Annotated in this window: 21 protein-coding genes; 7 read left to right on the top strand and 14 right to left on the bottom strand. The window is 60.1% G+C overall.

The annotated features are described in order from the left end of the window. Positions 1-15 precede the first annotated feature (15 nt). On the top strand, positions 16-1,557 hold the full coding sequence (locus tag ACDZ94_RS07230; RefSeq protein ID WP_259763210.1) for a phosphoenolpyruvate carboxykinase: 1,542 nt from the start codon (positions 16-18) through the stop codon (positions 1,555-1,557). Positions 1,558-1,613: 56 nt separating this feature from the next. On the opposite strand, the gene ACDZ94_RS07225 is transcribed toward ACDZ94_RS07230, so the two are convergent. The 6 genes from ACDZ94_RS07225 to ACDZ94_RS07200 form a co-directional block, all read right to left on the bottom strand. Then, complete coding sequence (locus ACDZ94_RS07225) at positions 1,614-2,477, bottom strand: EamA family transporter (protein WP_432751256.1); 864 nt, start codon at positions 2,475-2,477, stop codon at positions 1,614-1,616. Between the two features lie 144 nt (positions 2,478-2,621). Next, entirely contained in the window at positions 2,622-2,978 is a 357-nt protein-coding gene (locus tag ACDZ94_RS07220) for a DUF1493 family protein (protein WP_432751255.1), read from the bottom strand. Positions 2,979-3,245: 267 nt separating this feature from the next. Next, positions 3,246-3,698 carry a hypothetical protein gene (locus ACDZ94_RS07215; RefSeq protein WP_432751254.1) on the bottom strand — a complete coding sequence of 151 codons (453 nt, stop codon included), beginning with the start codon at positions 3,696-3,698 and terminating at the stop codon, positions 3,246-3,248. Positions 3,699-3,972: 274 nt separating this feature from the next. Further along, on the bottom strand, positions 3,973-4,293 hold the full coding sequence (locus tag ACDZ94_RS07210; protein ID WP_064450202.1) for a hypothetical protein: 321 nt from the start codon (positions 4,291-4,293) through the stop codon (positions 3,973-3,975). Between the two features lie 300 nt (positions 4,294-4,593). Beyond that, complete coding sequence (locus ACDZ94_RS07205) at positions 4,594-5,193, bottom strand: putative adenosine monophosphate-protein transferase Fic (RefSeq protein ID WP_432751253.1); 600 nt, start codon at positions 5,191-5,193, stop codon at positions 4,594-4,596. After that, positions 5,193-5,363: a YhfG family protein gene (locus ACDZ94_RS07200; protein ID WP_096236773.1), complete on the bottom strand. Its 171-nt coding sequence runs from the start codon at positions 5,361-5,363 to the stop codon at positions 5,193-5,195. Before ACDZ94_RS07200 ends, ACDZ94_RS07205 begins: the two co-directional genes overlap by 1 nt. 175 nt (positions 5,364-5,538) lie before the next feature. On the opposite strand from ACDZ94_RS07200, the gene ACDZ94_RS07195 reads away from it, so the two are divergent. The 3 genes from ACDZ94_RS07195 to ACDZ94_RS07185 all read left to right on the top strand — a co-directional run bounded on the left by ACDZ94_RS07195 (position 5,539) and on the right by ACDZ94_RS07185 (position 9,392). Next, complete coding sequence (locus tag ACDZ94_RS07195) at positions 5,539-6,714, top strand: tetratricopeptide repeat protein (RefSeq protein ID WP_432751252.1); 1,176 nt, start codon at positions 5,539-5,541, stop codon at positions 6,712-6,714. Between the two features lie 285 nt (positions 6,715-6,999). Continuing rightward, the gene (locus tag ACDZ94_RS07190; protein WP_407015948.1) at positions 7,000-8,937 is read left to right on the top strand and encodes a RecQ family ATP-dependent DNA helicase; all 1,938 of its coding nucleotides are present in this window, start codon (positions 7,000-7,002) and stop codon (positions 8,935-8,937) included. Between the two features lie 23 nt (positions 8,938-8,960). Continuing rightward, positions 8,961-9,392, top strand: coding sequence for an acyl-CoA thioesterase (locus ACDZ94_RS07185; protein WP_064450206.1), 432 nt, complete (start codon positions 8,961-8,963; stop codon positions 9,390-9,392). 148 nt (positions 9,393-9,540) lie between these two features. Here the strand turns inward: ACDZ94_RS07185 and ACDZ94_RS07180 are convergent, their stop codons facing one another. The 4 genes from ACDZ94_RS07180 to ACDZ94_RS07165 all read right to left on the bottom strand — a co-directional run bounded on the left by ACDZ94_RS07180 (position 9,541) and on the right by ACDZ94_RS07165 (position 14,464). Then, positions 9,541-10,020 carry a glycine zipper domain-containing protein gene (locus ACDZ94_RS07180; protein WP_064450207.1) on the bottom strand — a complete coding sequence of 160 codons (480 nt, stop codon included), beginning with the start codon at positions 10,018-10,020 and terminating at the stop codon, positions 9,541-9,543. A gap of 274 nt (positions 10,021-10,294) precedes the next feature. Beyond that, entirely contained in the window at positions 10,295-12,643 is a 2,349-nt protein-coding gene (locus ACDZ94_RS07175; RefSeq protein WP_432751251.1) for an FdhF/YdeP family oxidoreductase, read from the bottom strand. Continuing rightward, positions 12,640-13,479, bottom strand: coding sequence for a formate dehydrogenase accessory sulfurtransferase FdhD (gene fdhD / locus ACDZ94_RS07170; protein WP_432751250.1), 840 nt, complete (start codon positions 13,477-13,479; stop codon positions 12,640-12,642). Before fdhD ends, ACDZ94_RS07175 begins: the two co-directional genes overlap by 4 nt. A gap of 97 nt (positions 13,480-13,576) precedes the next feature. Next, on the bottom strand, positions 13,577-14,464 hold the full coding sequence (locus tag ACDZ94_RS07165) for a LysR family transcriptional regulator (protein ID WP_432751249.1): 888 nt from the start codon (positions 14,462-14,464) through the stop codon (positions 13,577-13,579). Positions 14,465-14,592: 128 nt separating this feature from the next. On the opposite strand from ACDZ94_RS07165, the gene lysM reads away from it, so the two are divergent. Next, positions 14,593-15,033, top strand: coding sequence for a peptidoglycan-binding protein LysM (lysM, locus tag ACDZ94_RS07160; protein ID WP_053253809.1), 441 nt, complete (start codon positions 14,593-14,595; stop codon positions 15,031-15,033). Between the two features lie 92 nt (positions 15,034-15,125). Here lysM and yrfG read toward each other — a convergent pair whose 3' ends face one another. Beyond that, positions 15,126-15,788 (bottom strand): GMP/IMP nucleotidase, encoded by a 663-nt coding sequence (gene yrfG / locus ACDZ94_RS07155; RefSeq protein WP_064450211.1) that lies wholly within the window; start codon positions 15,786-15,788, stop codon positions 15,126-15,128. A gap of 87 nt (positions 15,789-15,875) precedes the next feature. Here yrfG and nudE point away from each other — a divergent pair, with 87 nt between their 5' ends. Both nudE and cysQ read left to right on the top strand, forming a co-directional pair. Then, positions 15,876-16,442, top strand: a complete 567-nt coding sequence (nudE, locus tag ACDZ94_RS07150; protein WP_064450212.1) for an ADP compounds hydrolase NudE — start codon at positions 15,876-15,878, stop codon at positions 16,440-16,442. Then, positions 16,439-17,275: a 3'(2'),5'-bisphosphate nucleotidase CysQ gene (gene cysQ, locus ACDZ94_RS07145; RefSeq protein ID WP_432751248.1), complete on the top strand. Its 837-nt coding sequence runs from the start codon at positions 16,439-16,441 to the stop codon at positions 17,273-17,275. The genes nudE and cysQ overlap by 4 nt, the downstream gene beginning before the upstream one ends. Before the next feature lie 127 nt (positions 17,276-17,402). Here the strand turns inward: cysQ and ACDZ94_RS07140 are convergent, their stop codons facing one another. Genes ACDZ94_RS07140 through ACDZ94_RS07130 form a run of 3 tightly spaced genes read right to left on the bottom strand, consistent with a single transcriptional unit; the run spans position 17,403 to position 21,075 of the window. Continuing rightward, complete coding sequence (locus ACDZ94_RS07140; protein ID WP_432751247.1) at positions 17,403-17,858, bottom strand: thioesterase domain-containing protein; 456 nt, start codon at positions 17,856-17,858, stop codon at positions 17,403-17,405. 26 nt (positions 17,859-17,884) lie between these two features. Next, positions 17,885-19,270: a sigma-54-dependent transcriptional regulator gene (locus ACDZ94_RS07135; RefSeq protein WP_064450215.1), complete on the bottom strand. Its 1,386-nt coding sequence runs from the start codon at positions 19,268-19,270 to the stop codon at positions 17,885-17,887. Then, positions 19,267-21,075 carry a sensor histidine kinase gene (locus ACDZ94_RS07130; protein WP_064450216.1) on the bottom strand — a complete coding sequence of 603 codons (1,809 nt, stop codon included), beginning with the start codon at positions 21,073-21,075 and terminating at the stop codon, positions 19,267-19,269. The genes ACDZ94_RS07135 and ACDZ94_RS07130 overlap by 4 nt, the downstream gene beginning before the upstream one ends. Positions 21,076-21,090 lie beyond the last annotated feature (15 nt).

Genomic DNA, 21,090 nt, shown 5'->3' with positions numbered 1-21,090 from the left:
CCGACGGGGAACCTCATGACGCAAGCCAATAACGCCGTATACACCGATCTGAGTGTTGACGATCTGGTTAAAGAAGCCCTGCAGCGCGGTGAAGGCGTGCTTGCCGATACTGGCGCGCTGGTCGTAGAAACCGGTCACCGTACCGGCCGTTCTCCGGTCGACCGTTTCATCGTGGAAGAGCCTTCCACCCAGGACGCAATCGCCTGGGGCCCGATCAACCGCAAGTTCCCGGCCGACAAGTTCGATGCCCTGTGGGCTCGCGTCGAGGCTTTCAACAACGCGCAAGAGCATTTCGTTTCCCACGTTCACGTAGGGGCTGCAGAAGACCACTACCTGGCCGTGAAAATGACCACCCAGACTGCCTGGCAGAACCTGTTCGGTCGTTGCCTGTTCATCAACCCAGCCCAGTACAATCCGGCGGGTCGTGACGAGTGGCAAGTGCTTAACGTGGCCAACTTCGAGTGCGTGCCAGAGCGTGACGGCACCAACTCCGACGGTTGCGTCATCCTCAACTTCGCCCAGAAGAAAGTGCTGATCGCCGGCATGCGTTACGCCGGTGAAATGAAAAAAGCCATGTTCTCGGTGCAGAACTTCCTGCTGCCGGCCGCCGACGTGCTGCCAATGCACTGCGCCGCCAACATCGGCGAAGCAGGCGACGTGACTCTGTTCTTCGGTCTGTCGGGCACCGGTAAAACTACCTTGTCGGCCGACGAAAGCCGTTACCTGATCGGTGACGACGAACACGGCTGGGGCGAAGGCGTAGTGTTCAACATCGAAGGCGGTTGCTATGCCAAGTGCATCGACCTCTCCGAGAAGAACGAGCCCGTCATCTGGAAAGCCATCAAGCACGGCGCCGTGCTGGAAAACGTGGTGATCGACGATGCCAAGCACGCCGACTACACCGATGTCAGCCTGACCCAGAACAGCCGCGCCGCCTACCCGCTGGAACACGTTGCCAAGCGTTCCGAGAAGAACCTGGGCGGGGAGCCAAACGCAGTCATCTTCCTGACCTGCGACCTGACTGGCGTACTGCCCCCAGTGTCGATCCTCAGCGAAGAACAAGCGGCTTACCACTTCCTGTCCGGCTACACCGCACTGGTGGGCTCGACTGAAATGGGTTCCGGCAGCGGCATCAAGTCGACCTTCTCCACCTGCTTCGGCGCGCCGTTCTTCCCACGCCCAGCTGGCGAATACGCTGAGCTGCTGATCAAGCGCATCCGCGGCTTCGGCTCCAAGGTCTACCTGGTCAACACCGGCTGGACCGGCGGTGGCTACGGCGTCGGCAAGCGCTTCAACATCCCGACCACTCGCGGCGTTATCGCAGCGATCCAGAGCGGCGCGTTGATCGGTGCTGAAACCGAACACCTCGACACCATCAACCTCGACGTGCCATTGACGGTGCCGGGCGTTGAGACTGGCCTGTTGAACCCACGCAACACCTGGGCCGACAAAGCGGCCTACGACGAAGCGGCGAAAGCTCTGGCGGGTCTGTTCACCGAGAACTTCAAGAAGTTTGACGTGAGCGATGCGATCAAGGCGGCTGGGCCTAAGTTGTAAGGTTCGGTTGTTTTAAAAAAGCCGCCCCTCGTGGGCGGCTTTTTTGTGCGCAAGCGTTAGTCGGCGATGTGCAAAACCACTGCACCGACCAGCACTAACGCTACGCCCAAGACTTGCACCGCTGACAACCGCTCCTTGAAAAACACAAACCCCAGCATCGCCGCGATTCCGCCCGACAGCGTGCTGATCACCGTCACCACCGACACCGACCCGGCCATCGCCCCCCACGAAAATGCCGAGAACCCGCCCAGGTTCATCAAACTCGCACCGGTCAAGGTGGCGCAGTTTTTCAGTGGCGGAATCTTCAGGCCGTCCTTTATTTTCAGCACCATCATCACCAGTACGCACAGGCCCACCAGGTAACCCAGCCACAACATGGTAACCGGCCCCAGCGCGGGCAGCGTGTAGCGGCCTTGCAACCAGAAACTGGTGCCGTACAGCGTTGCTGCAAGCATGGCGTAGGCGATGGACAGGCGCGGGTTGTTGTGGGGCACGCCGTTGTCCTTGTGAAGGCTGGAGAGGATCACGCCGATGACGCACAGACCGATGCAACCGAGCTGGATCAGGCTGATGTGTTCGCCGCTGGCCCAGGACAGTAGCGTGGTGACCACGCCGTAAGAGGTCACCAGTGGCGCGACGATGGCGGCTTTGCCCAGGGCGAAGGCCTTGGACAGCGCAAGGGCCCCGGAGACGGTGAGCAGTGCGGCCGTAATGCCCATGAGCCAGACGCTCAACGGGGCATTCAGGGATTTGAAAAGGAACGCCGGGAAGATGACCAGCAGCACGGTCATGATCAAAAAGCCGAGGGCCTGGCCGAAGTACACCGCGCGTTTAACGCCCACGGCGCGGGCATTGAGACCCACGAGGAAATCCGTGCCGCCCCAGAGCAGGGCGGCCAGCAGGCCCATTATTACGTCCATGTAAGGTCCTCGTTATGATGACCGCAGCTTCAATGGGGGAGCCGGGCTTGCCCGCGATGCAGGCGACTCGGTGTGTCAGCCCTACCTAGGTGATGCTTTCGCGAGCAAGCCCGCTCCCACATTTGACGCTCAGCGTTCTTGGGTTCAGCTGAGGTTTTCCAGGGTTTGCGTGTCCCAGCTGTGAGTTTTGATGGCCAGGTAGAGCATGCCAATAGTCAGTGGCACCTTATCGCCACGCCCTTTGGCGCGGTGCTTCAAGAACACATCAAACACCGGCGGCTGGAAGTAACGATAAGCGTCGTAGTCGCCCAGGTCGACCGCAAAATCCTGCTCCAACGCCTCCATGAATTGCTTGGCCTCGGCGCGGTCGCAGCCAAGGTCGAAGTTGATTGAGGTGCCGAGGCGAAGGGTCTTGTGTTTCGGCAGGCCGATTTCTTCGTGCAGCAATTGCAGAAGCTGCTGCATCGCGGGGTCTTCGGGGAAGTTGGGGGCCAGGTTCATGGTGGGCGCACGCGGGAGTGGGTGAGGGAGAGGGTTGCGTTTTAGTCGGTATTTGTTGCGGGTGATGAAGAGTGCCAAGCCTCAAGAATACGAAGATAGGGAGGAAGGGCATTCTGAGGATTACTGCCACGTAGGGTAATAAGAACGTCAATGCTGGGCCGGTTACGAGGCATGTGACTGCAAGGCGTTTTCTCAGAATAGCGTCAGTGATTTGGTAATGCAGTACAAGGTAAAAACCGAAGAAACAGGCTATTTGCAGGACGATATTCATGACGCTTGAAATCTCCTTGCTTCGAGTGCCTGTGTGTTCCAGCGTTTGGCTTTGACGGCTTGGTAGAGCATGTCAATAATGATGTTTTTGATGATTAGATCCACTGTGACGCCGACAACGCGTGCTACAGGTTTCGAAAGCGGGTGAATGGGAACGCTGAAGGCCCCAGCCAACAGTAAGGTGACGATGGTCCCGCGCTCGTTGAGCAGATCAGCTTGTTGTCGGCTCAGGGGTTTGGAGATCGCGACTGTCATCTTGCAAGGCAAATCACGGGCGAACATCTTTTCGTGGAGATTCACCAGTCGATAGCGCACTTCGTTTGCCGAAGTACCCGCTTCTAACAAACACAGGTTTGCCAAAGCGTGCTTGTGGGTGGGTAAAACGTTAAGGCGAGTCACTGTGAGGGTGACGCCGTAGTGGCCGATGTATTGAGTCCTTTCGAGGTTCACGGATTTTTGCCGGGGCAGTTGAGAGGGCGCTAGTTTCGGTCATGCGAAGGGGGGTTATGTAGAGGGCGGAGCAGGTGTTTTAAGCAGTTTAGGAAGAGGACTACGCTGTATTTAGCGGCTTCCCACAGGGCTGTCCGACATTTTCGGTTTGACAGTGATTTTTTGGTCAACACCCATTCAATGTGGGAGTCGGGCTCGCCCGCGATTGCGGTGTGTCAGGTGCAGAAATATAGCCTGATATACCGCTATCGCAGGCAAGCCAGCTCCCACAGGTTTAGCTCAGTGGCTGGCTTGGTTGTGGTGGGTTATCGGCTGCCGGTTGCAGTTGAACGTGTTGCGCCGCTTCCAGCAGATCACAGCCATCCTGCACGAGCAGGTACAAGGCGTTAATGATGTGGGAAATATCGTTGAGGTCAGCGTGTTCGTAGGTCAGGCAGGTGAAGGTTTCCAGTAAGTCGGAGGCAGCGCGGATGCGCTGGTGTGCGGCGGACTGGATGTCTTCGGCGGTGGCTTCGGTGTCGATGATGAGAGGGTGAGTGTCGGTGAAATTGGTGCGTAGCTGACGATAGCGATCCATCGTTTCAGGTATTTGCATTTGAAGGTACTCGGTTTGCTGTTAGGTAACCGACATCACCGTGGCCAAACGGTGGGTGGCGGACTGTGCGCGGGTTGGCCAGCCGGAAACAGCACTCCGACACGTCCGAAGACGTCCCACACACAGCCGCCATAGCAGTGCATTACGAGACGATAGACGTTCGCAAGGCAGGTAGTGGCACTTATGTGTGCTGTTTTCGAGTGACCAAACCCGATCGCTGAATTGGCAGCGATGGGCCAAACCTTAGAAGTGAGCGTTATTTCGAGCAATAAACAGATGGTTTAACAGGTGGTGATTCGATCAAGCACTGACTGGTTTACTGATACACCGCTCAAAAATCGCCTCCAGCCCCCGATAATCACACGCCACCGCATCAATGTTCGCCGGTATCCACGCCGCGTGTTTCACCAGCCACCAGTTCACTGAAAAACCGGCATTCACAATGATCTGCTCGAATAAAATCCGCTGCGCCCGGCCGTTGCCTTCACGAAAAGGGTGGATGACATTGAGGTCGCCATAAGCCTCGGCAATCAACTGCACCAGTTCGGCCTGGTTCGCACCGATATACCAGTTGGCCTGTTCCATAGACTGGATGATTTTCGTCGCTTCCGGCGGAATGCGTTCCGGCGTGCAGAACAGGGTGTCGCCTTTCTGGATGTTGACGCTGCGCAGCTCACCAGCCCAGTCGTAGATATCGCCGAACAGGGTGCGGTGTATGTGTTGCAGCCGGCTGAGATCGTAGGGCGGTGGGTAGAGCGGGAGGTTGCCTACGGCGATTTCAGATAATTCGCGCTCGGCTTGATGCAGGAGTGATTCGTCGCGCAAATCGAGGCGGTTGCGCAGGATGCTGCTATCGGGATAGCAGTATGGGTCCTGGCCCACCCCGTATTTGTCGAGCATCAGTGTGGGGTTTTGCGGTACTTGGCAAGAACGGCTTCGCGGGTCGGCAAGGGTTTGTCGACGTCGGCCGGTTGGGTGTCGAACCCTTCCAGGCGCAGGCTGGCCAGATAATTGGAACGGCGGATCTTGTGGTAGTGATCCTGTTTTTGCTCAAACGTCGGTTCGCTCATTGCAGCGTACTCCTGGGTCGCAATGTTCAATTGTAGCGCAATGCTTGCGGGGGCAGGCGAGATAAAAACCACGTCACATTCCGCACAAAAAAAACGCCAACCCACCGAATTCAGCGTATGTTGCACCGCAAAATCTTGTCGGGCGATTCCGCCCACCACTTAAAGGGAGTTAAGCATGGGTTTGCTTCGTATCGCCTCGGCGATGTCATTGTGTGCGGTGGCTTTTTCGATCCAGGCCGAACAGTTGCCGATCGAGGTGCTGAGTGCGGTGGTCAAGGACCAGAAAATCGCCGACGCCGAAGTGCTGCTGCAACGCAACGGCGCACAAAACGTGGTGGGCCGCACCAACGCTCAAGGCCAGGTGACCCTCACCAGCGAAGCCGCCGATGATGCCAGCAATCTGCTGATCATCAAAAAGCCCGGCTATTCCAACCTGGTGGTGAAGTGCCCTTGCAAAGGCATGACGTACGCCGTCAGCCCGGTGATGGAAAACCTCGACGGCCTGCGCGTCGTGCTGACCTGGGGTAAAACCCCGGAAGACCTCGACTCCCACATGATTTTCCCGGGCAACAACATCTTCTTCGGCAACCAGAAAGGCACCGACGCCGAGCTGGATGTGGATGACACCGACAGCTATGGCCCGGAAACCATCACCCTGCAGAAAAAGCACTACGGCGAAAGCTACGTCTATGCCGTGCATGACTTCACCAACAGCGGCAATCCAGGCTCGCGCCAGCTGTCCAACAGCGACGCCAAGGTGTTTGTCTACATGGGTCAATCCTTGGTGCGCACTTATTACGTGCCGAAGAACCGCAGCGGTAACCTGTGGACCGTGTTCCGCATGACCGGCAGTGGCGATTTCCAGGACATCAACAATTTCAGCGGTGTGACGGTTGATGCCCCGAACGTGCTCAATGAAGTGAAGGGGTTGCTGGATGACAGCGTGGCGGTCACGGCGGTAGCTGTCAGCTCTTCCGCACAGACCGATGCGAAGCGTCTGAACGTGCAAGGTGAAGCGGCTTACCAGGCCGGTAACCTCGACCAGGCGATTGACCTGTTCCGTCAGGCCATCGATCTGGACAATGGTTTCGGGAAGGCCTACGGCAACCTCGGCCTGGCGTATCAGAAAGCCGGCAACACCGCCGAGTCGATCTGGGCCAACCGTAAGGCGATCGCCCTGGCGACCGGCGCGAATGCAGCGACCGTACGGGCAGGCGCCTACTACAACATTGCGCGGATCTACGAAGCAGCGGGGCAATTCTCGGATGCCTTGCGTCACTACCAGTTGGCGAAAGAGCAAAAGGCCAACCCGGTGTATGACACTGCGATTGAGCGCGTGCAGAACCGCTGATTCAGCCATAGCGCAGGTCTAAAAGTGTGGGAGCGGGCTTGCCCGCGATGGCGGTGGTTCAGTTGATACTTATGTCGACTGCCACACCGCCATCGCAGGCAAGCCCGCTCCCACATTTGGTTTGTATTCTTCTCACAATATCGAGTTAACACTCCCACTTCGGCCCTAGGCCATGCCTCAGCCTGTGTATCATCCTGTCTCTTTTTTCCTTGCGACCTTTCTCGATTCGCTGAACACGCTGGTCTATGGTTTGGGCTCGTTCAGCGGTCAACGGAGTGACAGCTTATGCACGACACCCTCCAACAGGTCTTTGGTTATCCACAGTTTCGTTTGGGCCAGGAAGCAGCGGTCAGTGCGGTGCTGGCCGGTCGTTCAGCGGCGGCGATCTTCCCCACCGGCTCTGGCAAGTCCCTGTGTTATCAGCTGTCGGCGGTATTGTTGCCGCACCTGACGTTGGTGGTGTCGCCGCTGTTGGCGTTGATGCAGGACCAATTGGGCTTCTTGAAACGCCACGGCATTTCAGCTGGCAGTATCGATTCGGCCCAGAGCCGCGATGACGCCAATGACGTGATGGCCCGCGCCCGTTCGGGCGAGCTGAAAATCCTGATGATTTCCGTGGAGCGTTTGAAGAACGAGCGTTTCCGTCATTTCCTGCAAAGCGTGCAGATCTCCTTGCTGGTGGTGGACGAGGCGCACTGTATTTCCGAATGGGGTCATAACTTTCGCCCGGACTATTTGAAGCTGCCGGACTACCAGCGCCAGTTCAATATCCCGCAGGCCCTGCTGCTGACAGCCACGGCCACGCCCAAGGTGATTGCCGACATGCAGGCGAAGTTCGCCATTGCGCCGGACGATGTCATCACCACAGGCTTCTACCGGCCCAACCTCAACTTGCTGGTGGAGCCGGTTGCCGGTGTGGATAAGCGTCGGCGCCTGGTCGCCTGGATGAGCGAGCGAGCCAATCAACCGAGCATCGTTTACGTCACCCTGCAAAAAACCGCCGAGCAGATTGCCGAGCACCTGAACCGCAATGGCATCCAGGCCGAGGCCTATCACGCCGGCTTGGCCCACGATAAACGTGAGGGTATCCAGCAACGCTTTATGGGCGGGCGCTCCAATTGCATCGTTGCCACCATCGCGTTTGGCATGGGCATCGACAAGAGTGACATCCGCAACGTGGTGCATTTCGACCTGCCCAAGTCCATCGAGAACTACAGCCAGGAGATCGGCCGCGCAGGGCGTGATGGGCAGCCGTCCGACTGCCTGGTGTTGGCCAACCGCGACAGCCTCAATGTGCTGGAAAACTTTGTCTACGGCGACACGCCGGAGCAGTCGGGCATTTGCCGTGTGCTGGAGGAGTTGCAGGCGGCGCGGGGCGATGGGCAATGGGAGTTCTTGCTGAGGTCGCTGTCGGACCACAGCAACATCCGCGAGCTGCCGCTCAAGACGTTGCTGGTGCAGTTGGAGCTCAAGGGCGTGATCGCGCCGCGCTACGCGTTTTACGCCGAATACCGTTTCAAATACCTGATCGAGCCCGAGGCCTTGTTGGCGCGTTTTTCGGGTGAGCGGCAGCAGTTTGTCGCGGCGATTATCCAGGTGTGTAATCGCGCCAGGACCTGGGCGACTGTGGATTTCGACGCTCTGTATCAGCAGCACAATGCTGAGCGCAGCCGTGTAGTGAAGGCGCTGGATTACTTCCAGGAACAGGGCTTGATCGAGCTGGAAAGCAAGCAGATGACTGAGGTCTACAGCTTGCTGAATACCGACTTCGATCCGCAGGCATTGAGCGAAGAGTTATACACAGGCTTCAAGCAGCACGAAGTGACGGAGGTGGCGCGAATTCACGCCATGCTCGAGCTTTTTGCGACCGAGCATTGCCTCGGACAGCGTTTGGCCAAGTACTTTGGCGATGAAAATGCCCCCTTGCGGTGTGGGCATTGTTCGGTGTGCCACGGCCATGTAGCCCACTTGCCTGCACCGCCGAGTTTGCCGCGGCTTGTGGATAAAAACTTCATGGGCCTGTGCGGTGACTTTATCCACAGGCATCATGAACACACCGGGCAACTGCCGGGTGCGGAGCGGCTGACACGGTTCCTGGGGGGTATCAGCGTGCCGTTGTTTACCAAGCTGAAGGCGCGGGGGATTCCCGGTTTTGCTGCGCTGGAAGACTACCCCTACGCCGAGGTGCGTGAGTGGGCTGAGTGTCATTTGAATGATCTGTAAATCCACTTTCGTGAGACCTGCACATGCCTGACTCAATGCCCTTGCGCGCCGATTACCGTCACTTCCAGCCGATCATCACGCGTTGGCACGACAACGACGTGTATGGCCATGTGAATAACGTCACCTACTACAGCTTCTTCGACACGGCGGTGAATACCTACTTGATCGAACACGGTGGGTTGGACATTCATGACGGTGAGGTGGTGGGATTTGTGGTGAGTTCGGCGTGCGATTATTTCGCGTCGATCGCCTTTCCAGACCGCATAGAAATTGGCCTGCGGGTGGGTAAGCTGGGTAACAGCTCGGTGCAGTATGAGTTGGCGGTGTTCAAGGCAGGCGAAGAGGAAGCCTGCGCGGCGGGGCGCTTTGTGCATGTGTTTGTGGATCGGGCGTCGAACCAGCCGGTGGCGATTCCGGGGATGTTGCGCGAGGCGTTGCAGCGGTTGGTGGCCTGACACCGCCATTGTGCTCAATGGAGATTAAATGTGGGAGCGGGCTTGCCAGCGATGGCGGCGGGTCAGGTTGAGATGTGTCGCCTGACGCTGTGCTATCGCGGGCACGCCCGCTCCCACATGGGCCTGCAGTTGTCTTTAGACTGCGGGCTTACCGATCACGGTAATGATGTTTGTTCTTGCGATGCCCATAAGCATGGCCGCGGCCGCGATGGTCGTCACGGTCATAACGACGGTTGTCCCGCCCGCGATAACGACGGTCTTCGTCATCGCTCTTGTTGCCCATGTAGTTGCCCAGCGCGCCGCCCGCACCACCGCCGGCGGCTGCGCCGATCAGGCTGCCCGTGCTGCCGCCCATGCTGCGGCCCACCACGTTGCCACCGGCCGCGCCCAATGCGCCACCGATAGCGGCTTCGCCACGGCTGCGTTTGTCGGCACCCACCGCACTGCCACCCGCGCCACCCAGGGCTGCGCCTATGGCCGAGCCGGTGTTACCACCCATCTGCTGGCCGACAACTGAACCTAAAACCCCGCCCAATGCGCCGCCCACACCGGCTTCGGTGGTGCCACCGGCCATGGCTGCGCCACTGACCAGGCCAAGGGACAACAAGAGAATCGAGGAGAACTTCATAGAGAGACCTCAAGAGGATGACGGCGCGATCCTGAGGTTGTATCGAGACACTGACAATCGAAAACCGACCAGTGGTACAGGTTGTATACAATTTGCTAAGTTGCTGTTTTTTATGGGGAACTTAAGTGGTTTTTGCGAGTCTTTAACTACTTCGGAACGGCCGCTTTTATGCAAAAGCGGCCTTTTTTGTGCCTCGCAAAAAGTATGTGTGACGGCTTGCTGGTTGTGGCAAGCCCGCTCGCCACAACCAGCCAGCACAGCACAACAATCCCAATCAGGCCGAGCGCGCCATGATCAAACCGGTCGCACTTGCCGCTTCCAATCGAATCGCCACAAATTTCGACGTCGGTGTATGGCTGCCATCCCCGGTGCTTTCCAGTGGCACCAGCGGGTTCACTTCCGGATAGTAGGCGGCAGCCTGGCCTGCCGGGATATCGAATGCCAGCAAGGTGAAGCCTTTCACGCGGCGCTCACGGCCGTCCTCCCAAAGCGACACGATGTCGGCCTTCTGCCCCGGCTTGAAGCCGAGGCGGATGATGTCGGCCTCGTTGACGAACAACACGTCACGCTGGCCCTTGACCCCACGGTAGCGGTCGTCCAGGCCATAGATGGTGGTGTTGTACTGATCGTGGGAGCGCATCGATTGCATGATCAGGTCCGGCACCCGGCCCGTGGCGTGGGTGCGTTCGTGGATCAGGTCTTTGGGCAGCACGTTCGGGCGGAAGTTGGCGCGGCCCGAAGGTGTGTTCCAGCGGCGTGCGCCGGCGGAGTTGCCCAGGTAGAAGCCGCCCGGGTGTTTGATCTTCTCGTTAAAGTCTTTGAAGCCTGGGATGGTGTCGGCGATCAGGTCGCGGATGCGCCCGTAGTCGGCCACCAGCCAGTTCCAGTCCACCGGTTTGCTGCCCAGGGTCGCGGCGGCGATGCCCGCGAGGATGGCAGGCTCGGACTTCATCAGCTTCGACAGGGGTTGCAGTTGGCCATTTGAGCCGTGAACCATGCTGAACGAGTCTTCCACGGTGACGGCTTGCGGGCCATCGGCCTGGATATCAATGTCGGTACGGCCCAGGCACGGCAGGATCAGCGCGTCTTTACCGTGCATCAGGTGGCTGCGGTTGAGCTTGGTGCTGATCTGCACGGTCAGGTCGCAGCTGCGCAGCGCTTCGAAGGTGCGCGGGCTGTCCGGCGTGGCTTGGGCAAAATTGCCGCCCAGGCCGATAAACACCTTGGAGCGGCCTTCGAGCATGGCGTGGATCGCTTCCACCACGTTGTGGCCATTGTGGCGGGGCACCTGGAACTGGAAGCGACGCTCCAGCGAATCAAGGAATGCCACCGGTGGGCGTTCGTTGATGCCCATGGTGCGGTCGCCCTGCACGTTACTGTGGCCGCGCACCGGGCACAGGCCTGCGCCTGGGCGGCCGATGTTGCCGCGCAGCAGCATCAGGTTGGCGATTTCCTGGATGGTCGGCACCGAGTGGCGGTGCTGGGTGATGCCCATCGCCCAGCACATGATCACGTTCTTGCCTTTGGCGTACATGCGCGCCGCTTGCTCAAGCTCAACCAGGGTCAGGCCGGACTGCGCGACGATCTCATCCCACGAGGTGTCGTCGATCTGGCCGAGGTAATCCAGCACATTGGCCGTGTGTTCGTTGAGGAAGTCGTGGTCGAACACAGCTTCTTTGCCTTCGGCCTGGGCCTGGCGCTCCCACAGCAGCAGGAACTTGGCCATGCCGCGCAGGATGGCCATGTCGCCACCCAGGGCCGGGCGGAAATAAGCGGTGTTGGTCGGCTTGTCGCCGTTGGTGAGCATTTCCAGCGGGTGTTGTGGGTGTTGGAAGCGTTCCAGCCCGCGCTCTTTGAGTGGGTTGATGCACACCACCTGGGCCCCACGTTTCACCGCTTCACGCAGCGGCTCGAGCATGCGCGGGTGGTTAGTCCCGGGGTTCTGGCCCCAGACGAAAATCGCATCGGCATGTTCGAAGTCATCAAAGGTCACGGTGCCTTTGCCGACGCCCACGCTTTGCGCCAGGGCCACGCCGCTGGCCTCGTGACACATGTTCGAACAATCCGGGAAGTTGTTGGTGCCGTAGGCGCGCACAAACAGCTGATACAGGTACGCCGCTTCGTTGCTGGCGCGGCCCGAGGTGTAGAACTCGGCCATGTCCGGGCTTGGCAAGGCGTTGAGATGTTTGCCGACCAGGTCGAATGCCGCTTCCCAACTGATCGGCGTATAGCGATCGGTCCCGGCGTCATAGCGCATCGGTTCGGTCAGGCGGCCCTGGTACTCCAGCCAATAATCGCTCTGCTCCAGCAGCGCAGTGACGCTGTGCTTGGCGAAGAAGGCAGCATCCACACGGCGTTTGGTGGCCTCCCAGTTGACCGCCTTGGCGCCGTTTTCGCAGAATTTGACCACACCGCTTTCTGGCGAGTCGCCCCACGCGCAGCCCGGGCAGTCAAAGCCGCCGTTCTGGTTGGTCTTGAGCATCATGCGCAGGTTTTTCAGCGCGTTGTCGCTGGTCAGCCAGGCCTGCGCCACGCTGATCAGTGCGCCCCAGCCGCCGGCCGGGCCTTTGTAGGGCTTGTAGCGCGGCTTTGGGGTTTCGTCGGCTTGGTGGTGCAGGCTCATGGCTGGTTCTCCATCGCAGGGCTGTAGACCCGCGGCGCACTTTTCTGCGGCAGGTGGATGAGATTGAGGTTGTGGCGGCGGGCCCATTGCACGGCCAGGCCGGTAGGCGACGACAGGCTGACCAGAGTCTGGATGCCTGCGCGCAAAACTTTCTGGATCAGTTCGAGGCTGCAGCGGCTGGTAACGATTGCCAGGCTGCCGTCGGTCGGAATTTTTTGGCGGATCAGTGCGCCGATCAACTTGTCGAGGGCGTTATGCCGGCCGATGTCTTCACGGCCCATCAGCAACTCGCCCTGGTTGTTCATAAATACCGCCGCATGCACCGCGCCGCTGTACTGGCCCAAGGGCTGGAACGCGCTGATGCGCTGGCGCAGGCCGTCGAGCCATTCGGCGGGCGGCAACGGTGCGCCGGGCAGCACCTGAAGGTCTGGCAACGCTTGTTCCACCGCCACCACACCGCACAAACCACAGCCACTGGTGCCTGCCAACTGGCGGCGTTGCTGCTTGAGGTTCCAGAAGGCACGGCTGGAGATCTGAATCTGGGCGTATTGGGCAGAACCCGAACCGCTGAGTTTCAGGTCATAAATGTCGCTAACGTCGGCAATAATGCCACTACCGATACTGAAACCGACGATGAAGTCTTCCAGATCCGTCGGCGTCACCAGCATCACGGCTTGGCTGATGTCGTTATAGGCAATCGCTAACGCCACTTCTTCCGCCAATGCAGTGCTGGCGACTTCAGTGTGTTCCAGGTTGCAAAACTGGTAGCTCTGACTGGCGGCGGGCGCGGGCGTTTCAGGGGCGGGCGCCGCGCAGACTGGGCGCTTGGCTTCCATGGGGCAGTACCACCGGGGGATTGATCAGTGTTTAGACTAGGCGCGACAAAGGGTCGCGTCTAATTGCCAGTACTGATCTACCGATAGATGGCGTCGATCAAGGTTCGATTTGCGATTTTTGAAACAGCGCGAAACAGGCTTCGGCCAGTGCGGAGCGGGGTGCGCTACGGCGCATGATCAGCCCCAGTCGCGCCAGGGTGTGAGCATCTTCAATCGGTTGCAGACGCAGGTGTTCGGTCAGGGCGTCGAGGCCACCGTCCAGCGGCATCACGGCGCAACATAGGCCGCCGTGCACGGCTTGTAACAATTGATGCACCGCATCGGTTTGTAACAAAGGCTGCGGGTTGAGCCCACGGCTGTGGAAGTTGTGGTCGATTGACTGACGAAAGTGCATACCGCTGGTGAGCATGCCCAACGGCAATTCAATCAGTGCTTCCCAACTCAACGGCCTGTCGCCGAAGCTGAAAAACCGTTGGTCGTAGAGCAGCCCCATGCGGGTTTCGCCCAGCGCCAGCGAGTCGAAGCGCTCGTTGTCGAGGCGCTCCAGATACGACACACCGAGGTCCAGGCGATTGCTCGCCAGCTGTTCGAGGATTTGTTCAGAGCTTAATGCCGAGAGCTCAAAGCGCAGGTTCGGGTGTTCTTTGTGCAGTTGCTGCATCAACGCCAGGGGATCGAAGCTCGACAGCGGCACCACACCCAGGCGCAACGTACCCACGAGATTGCCGCGACAGGCCGCCGCTTCGGCCTGCAAGCCGTCGTAGGCCGCCAGTACGGTGCGTGCCCATGCCAGGACGCGCTCGCCCGGCGCGGTGAAGCCTTCGAAGCGCTGGCCACGGTTGACCAGTTGCAAGTCCAGTTCTTCTTCGAGGTTGCGCAGGCGCATCGACAGGGTCGGCTGGGTGATATGGCAACGCGCGGCCGCCTGGCCAAAGTGCCGGGTCTCGTCGAGGGCGATGAGGAATTTCAACTGTTTGATGTCCATCTTCGCTCCGGGCTTATACTAATGGCGTGGGATTCTAGCGCGTTTGGGTCTTTGGTCGGCTGGAACCCAAGTCTGCGGGATTGGTCTAGTCTTTGGCATCTGGAAATCAAACCCAAGGAGAGCACACCATGAGTCTTTTTAGTTTCGTGAAAGAAGCAGGCGAAAAGCTGATCGATCTGTTGACGCCGGGTAACGCTAACGCCAGCGATGAGTTGAAAAAACATATCGAAGCAGTAGGGCTGGGTAACCCTAACGTTCACGCCACCGTGGACGGTGACAAGGTGACGATCACGGGTGAAGTTGCCAGCCAGGAAGAGAAAGAAAAAATCCTTCTGGCGGCGGGCAATATTGCCGGTGTAGCCACTGTAGATGACCAGATTACCGTCTCCGGCCCTGTCGTCGCCGCCGCCCGTTTTGTGGTGGTGAAAAAGGGCGACACCCTGAGTGCGATTTCCCTGGCGGTGTATGGCAACGCCAACCAGTACAACAAAATCTTCGAGGCCAACAAGCCGCTGCTCAAAGATGTGAACAAAATTTACCCAGGGCAGACGCTGCGTATTCCTGAGTAAGGCCTCACTCCGAGTAACGGCAATCGCGGGCAAGCCCGCTCCCACAGGAGAGTGCATTCCAAATGTGGGAGCGGGCTTGCCCGCGATGCGATCTAAAGGCCGACGATCAGGTCCCGGTAATCGTCTACCGCCGCAAACTCCGCAGTATCCTTCGGCCCTTTCTGACTGTCCGGCTCTTTCACCGCCAGCAGATGCCCCACGCCAAAATCCCGGGCACTGCGCAGGATCGGCAAGGTGTCATCGATAAACAGGCTGCGGGCCGGGTCAAAGTGGATATCGGCTTGCAGGGCATCCCAGAACTGCAGGTTTTCCTTGGGGAAACCGTAGTCGTGAGAGCTGATCAACCGCTCGAAATACGGCGCCAGCTCAATGCGTTCCAGTTTCAATGACAGCGAATCACGATGTGCATTGGTGATCAGGATGACGCGTTTGCCGGCCCGTTTGACCGCTGCCAGAAACGTATCCGCATCCGCGCGCAGGGCGATCAGGTGGGCGGTTTCCAGCTTGAGCTCGCGCACCGGGATCTTCAGCTCCGTGCTCCAGAAATCCAGGCAATACCATTGCAACTGTCCGGCGTTACGCTCGAACAGTGGCTGCAATTCCATCTCGGCCATGGCCCGGGTCACGCCGTGCAGCTCGGCATAGCGCTGGGGCAGGTGCTCCATCCAGAAGTGGTTGTCGTAATGCAGGTCAAGCAAGGTGCCGTCCATGTCCAGCAGGACGGTGTCGATGGCGTGCCAGGGCAAAGAGGGCATGGGGCGTTCTCATGTAAGTAAAGATATCCGACACAGACAATCGGAAAAGCCACGGTATAGTAACCCGATCACGCCAAGGAGCCGCTTATGCGCCAGAAACCCACCGTACTCGCCCGCGAAATAGTCGCCAGTAGCCGTTTGTTCCGCGTGGAGGAAGTGCAACTGCGCTTTTCCAATGGCGTTGAACGAACCTACGAGCGCCTGGTAGGCCGCGGTGCCGGCTACGGCGCGGTGATGATCGTGGCGATGATCGACGAGGACCATGCGTTACTGGTGGAAGAATACTGCGGTGGCACCGACGAATATGAGTTGTCGTTACCCAAAGGGTTGATCGAACCCGGCGAAGACGTGCTGGCGGCAGCCGACCGTGAACTCAAGGAAGAAGCCGGCTATGGCGCGCGACAGTTGGAGCACATTACCGAGCTGTCGTTGTCGCCTGGCTATATGAGCCAGAAAATCCAGGTGGTGCTGGCCACTGAACTGTACGAAGAGCGCCTCGAAGGCGATGAGCCTGAGCCGATGCGTGTGGACAGGGTCAACCTGCGCGAGTTGTCGCAACTGGCGCAAAACGAGCAGTTCAGCGAAGGCCGCGCCCTGGCCGCACTGTATCTGGTACGAGACCTGTTGACCCAGCGTGGAGCGTTTACCGCATGAGCGAACTGTTTTTAGGCCACCCGTATATTGCCCCTGTGATTGAGCTGGCTCGCCAGGCGGGTGAAGTGATTCTGCCGTTTTGGCGCGCCGATGTGGCCGTTACCGCCAAGTCGGATGATTCGCCGGTGACGGCGGCGGACCTGGCGGCTCACCACCTGATCCTGGCGGGCCTTACCGCGCTCGACCCGAGCATTCCGGTGCTGTCCGAAGAAGATGCTGATATCGATCTGAGCGTGCGTGCCGGCTGGCAGCGCTGGTGGTTGGTGGACCCGTTGGATGGCACCAAGGAATTTATTTCCGGCAGCGAAGAGTTCACCGTCAATATTGCGTTGATCGAGCAAGGCCGTGTGGTGTTCGGTGTGGTGTCGATGCCGACCAGTGGCCGTTGCTACTTCGGTGGTGCCGGGCTGGGGGCGTGGCGCTCCGATGTGAATGACGCGCCCAAGCAGATTCAGGTGCGTGAGGCACCGGCGGCGGGCGAGTCCTTTACCGTGGTCGCCAGCCGGCGCCATTCCAGCCCTGAACAGGAACGCCTGCTCGACGGTTTGAGTGAAGGGCTTGGGGCATTGAAACTGGCGAATATCGGCAGCTCGCTGAAGTTCTGTCTGCTGGCCGAGGGCAGCGCCGATTGCTACCCGCGCCTGGCGCCAACATCGCAATGGGACACCGCTGCGGCCCAGGGCGTACTGGAAGGCGCAGGGGGCGAGGTGCTGGAATTGAGCGGCGAGCCGTTCAGCTATCCGGCACGGGCCTCGTTGTTGAACCCGTTCTTTTTGGCGTTGCCGGCGAAGGCTGCGTGGCGCGAGCGATTGCTGACCCTGGCTCGTTCCTAAGGCCTCAAAAAATCAAAATGTGGGAGCTGGCTTGCCTGCGATAAGGTTCTGACAGTCACCGCTTCAGTGACTGATCTACCGCTATCGCAGGCAAGCCAGCTCCCACAGTTGTTTTGTGTTGTGGCTTCTAGCGGTGCAGGACGTATTGGCCGGTGAAGGACACGGCCTGTTCTGCACTGCCTTCGTTGACGATCCACGTCTCCAGCGTCAACCGCGCCCGGCCATAGCGCTTGTACGTCGCCCAAAACCGCTTCCACACCGTTTCTTCCGGTGCCGGGCACACCACCGTTGCATCCCGCGTGACCGGCAGCGGGTAACTGATCTGCCCTTCCTGAATCACGATATGCCCGTCTTCAATGCCTTCTTCGCGCAGTTTCAAGTGCAGCCAGCCCCAACCCGCCAGCACGGCGCCGCAATAGAGGCTGCCGCCGAACATCGTGCTCTTGTGGTTGATATTGGCCTGCAAGGGCAGGTGCAGCTGCAGTTGGTCGTGTTGCCAATCGAGCACCTTGAGGCCCATCTCCCGGGTGAGGGGGATGTCGTGATGAAGGATGGATTCCAGGTAACGGCTGTCGCGGCTCATGATGGCCTCTTGGCGAGTGGGCAGGTTTATTCGTCGTCAGCGTTGTGGCTGGCGCTGTCGGCGAAGTTCAGGCCGTGTTTGCGCAGTTTGTCGTGCAGGGTCTTGCGCGGCACGCCGAGGGCTTCGGCGAGGCTGCGGACCGAACTGTGGGGGCGGGTCAGTTCGGCGGCGATCAGGCTTTTTTCGAACTGTTCGACCTGTTCGCTCAAGCCGCCGGGTGTGGACGTCAGGACGCCGGTGGCGGGATTGTCCGCCGTGGCATCGAGTGCCAACTCCAGCCCCAAGGCAAAGCGCTCCGCCGCATTTTGCAGTTCGCGCACATTGCCCGGCCAGCTGTGACGCAACAGCAGCGCCCGTTGGCCCGGTTGCAGCTCGTGCAGCGGCAGGCCGTGGCGGCTGCTGGCTTCGTCGGCAAAGTGCTGGAACAACATCAGCGCATCTTCACCACGTTCGCGCAGCGGCGGAATGCGCAGCGGCGCGACGTTGAGGCGGTAATACAAGTCGGCCCGGAAGCGGCCCTGGTCGGCGGCCTGGCGCAGGTCTTCCTTGGTGGCCGCAATAATGCGGATATCCAGCGGGATCAGCTGATTGCCACCCAGGCGCTCAACCACGCGCTCCTGCAACAGGCGCAGCAGTTTGACCTGTACATCCAGGCTCATGCTTTCGATTTCATCGAGGAACAGTGTGCCGCCGTTGGCGAATTCAAACTTGCCGATACGGCGTTTCTGCGCGCCCGTAAAAGCGCCGGGCTCATGGCCGAACAGCTCGCTTTCGACCACTGACTCGGCCAGGGCTCCGGCGTTGATCGCCACAAACGGTCCGCTACGCCGGCTCGACAGGTCGTGCAGCGCGCGGGCCACTACTTCTTTGCCGGCCCCGGTTTCGCCGAGGATAAGCACGTCGGCGCGGGTCGCTGCGAGGGCGCCGATCTGCTCGCGCAGACGCAGCATCTGCGGGGAGTGCCCGACCAGGCGCGTACTCAGTTGCTGGCGATCACTGAGAGCCAGGCGCAGGCTGCGGTTGTCCAGCACCAGACGGCGCAGGGCCAGGGCGCGGCGGACGCTGTCGAGCAGGGCGTCGCTGGCGAACGGTTTTTCGAGAAAGTCATAGGCGCCGGCGCGCATGGCTTGCACCGCCAGCGGCACATCACCGTGGCCGGTAATCAGCAGCACCGGCAGTTCAGGGTCCTGGCCATGCAGTTCGGCGAGCAGCTCCAGGCCGTCCATGCCGGGCATGCGGATATCGCTGACCACCACGCCCGGCCAGTCGCGAGACAGGCGCGCAGTGAGGCCGGTGGCTTCGCCCAGGGTCAGGACCTTCAGCCCGGCCAGGTCCAGGGTCTGGCACAGGGCCTGACGCAGGTGGGGATCGTCGTCGATCAGCACCACCTGAATCTGGTTATCGATACTCATACACTGCGGTCCTCGGACGGTTGCAGACTGACGCCCGGCGAGCCGGCACGCAATTTCAAGGTTAACAGTGCGCCGCCTTCCTTGTGGTTGGCGAACAGCAGTTCACCGCCAAAGGCACGCATCAAGGTGTCACAGATCGCCAGGCCCAACCCCAGGCCCTGGGTGCGGGTCTTGGTGGTGTAGAACGGTTCACTGGCCCGGCCCAGGGCTTCCATGCAAAAGCCCGGGCCATTGTCGCGAATGTACAGGTTGACGCCCTGTTCGGTGGTTTGGGCACTCAACCAGAGTTTGCGCGGCGGGCCTTTTTCGGTCAGGGCGTCAAGGGCGTTGGCCAGCAGGTTGCCGAGTACCTGACGCAGACGCGTTTCCCCGGCTTGCACCCATAGGGTGGCTTCCGGCAAGTCACGGATCAGCTCGACCTCCATCGACCGCCGCCGCTTGGCCAGTAACGCCAGCGCGTCATCCAGTGCCGGTTGCAAGGCCACGCTTTCCGGGGCGTGGCGGTCGCGTCGGGCGAACGCGCGCAGGTGAGCAATAATCGAGGCCATGCGCCCCGTCAGTTCACTGATCAGCTTGAGGTTGCCCCGTGCGTCGTTGGTGCGTTCATGGTCGAGCAGGATCTCGGCGTTTTCCGCGTAGCTGCGAATCGCCGCGAGGGGCTGATTGAGTTCGTGGCTGATACTCGCCGACATGGTCCCCAGCGCCGACAGTTTACCGGCCTGCACCAGGTCATCCTGGGCGCGAACCAGTTCCTGTTGGGCGTGTTCACGCTCGAGCACTTCTTGTTTGAGGCGCCGGTTCAGACCTTCCAGGTCGCTGGTGCGCTCCACCACACGAGCTTCCAACTCGCGTCGGGCCTTGGCTTCGAACGCGATGCGCTCCAGGTAATGCCGACGGCGCTGCATCATCAAGCCCAGCAACAGCATTAGCACCAGTAACGCGGCGCCACCGACGGCCACCACGGTGCGCACCGGGCGATTGATCAATGAGCGCGGCGCGAGAATTTCCACGGTCCATCCGGTTTCGGCGATGGCCGTGGATTGGCGCAGCCACGCTGTGGGACTCAGCGCCAGCGGCTGCGGGTCGCGCGTCGGGTAGGGCTGGATCGCGATGATCGCCTGGCGTTCCTCGGCGGTCAGCGGACGGGTGGCGCGGAATCGCCATTGCGGGCGCGAAGTGAGGATCACCACGCCGTTGTGGTCGGTCACCAGCAGTTGTTCTGGCGTGTTGCCCCACAGGCTTTCGGTGTGGTCCAGGTCAACCTTGACCACCAGCACGCCGATGATTTTATCGCCATCGTGAACGGCGGCAGCGAAGAAGTAGCCGCGCTTGGCCGAGGTGGTGCCCAGGCCGAAAAACCGCCCCAGGTGCCCGGCCATGGCTTCGCTGAAATAGGGACGAAACGAGAAGTTGCGGCCGACAAAGCTGTCCTGTTTATCCCAGTTGGAGGCGGCGAGGGTTTTGCCGGTGGTGTCCATCAGGTACATCACTTCCACACCGGCCTGGGCGGCGACGTCCTTGAGCAGCCGGTTGGCGTTGGTCAGGTTGGTGCTGACGTGGGGCGCATCCAGCACGGTACGCAGGGCGGGCAGGTCGCCGAGGATTTGCGGCAGCACCTCATAGCGGTGCAGGGTGCCGAGCAGGTTGGCGACGTACAGATCGAGGGTCTGGCGGTTTTGCCCGGCCAGTTCACTGCGGTAATACCGCTCGGCCAGATGTTCCAGCGGCCACAGCAGCGGCGCGAGGCACAACGCCAACAACGCAAGGCTGCGCCAGCGGGGTCTTCGCGGAAGGGGTGGTGTCATGGGAGTCATGCGCCT

The organism is Pseudomonas sp. UBT, assembly GCF_050915955.1.
GTDB lineage: Bacteria > Pseudomonadota > Gammaproteobacteria > Pseudomonadales > Pseudomonadaceae > Aquipseudomonas > Aquipseudomonas antarctica_A.
This window is presented reverse-complemented; position numbering and strand designations above follow the sequence as displayed.